The organism is Mesorhizobium sp. WSM4828 (genome assembly GCF_055811175.1).
This window is the reverse complement of record NZ_JBVVQK010000108.1, coordinates 1-515: the sequence shown is the minus strand read 5'-3', so window position 1 is coordinate 515 and position 515 is coordinate 1. Positions and strand designations below refer to the sequence as shown.

Here is a 515-nt window from a genome sequence, read left to right as displayed (position 1 = left end):
GAGGGATTGGTGACGTCGTTGGCGCCGATGACATAGGCGACGTCGGCCTGCGCGAACTCAGAGTTGATGTCCTCCAGCTCGAACACCTCGTCGTAAGGCACGTTGGCTTCGGCCAAGAGCACGTTCATGTGGCCGGGCATGCGGCCGGCCACCGGATGGATGGCGTATTTGACGTCGACGCCGTTGGCCTTGAGCTTGTCGGCCATCTCGCGCAGCGCGTGCTGTGCCTGGGCGACGGCCATGCCGTAGCCCGGCACGATGATGACCTTTTGCGCATTCATCATCAGATAGGCGGCATCCTCGGCCGAGCCCTGCTTGACGGTGCGCTCGATGCCGTCGTTGGCAACGGCTGATGTCTCGCCGCCGAAGCCGCCGAGGATGACCGAGATGAACGACCGGTTCATGCCCTTGCACATGATGTAGGACAGGATGGCACCCGACGAGCCGACCAGTGCGCCGGTGATGATCAGCGCCAGATTGCCGAGCGTGAAACCGAGTGCGGCGGCGGCCCAGCC

Annotated in this window: 1 protein-coding gene; it reads right to left on the bottom strand. The window is 64.1% G+C overall.

Annotated features, from left to right (window positions below):
- Positions 1–515 (bottom strand): NAD(P)(+) transhydrogenase (Re/Si-specific) subunit beta (locus tag AC0L2X_RS32505; protein ID WP_473601223.1); only part of this gene is annotated, 515 nt, incomplete at both ends.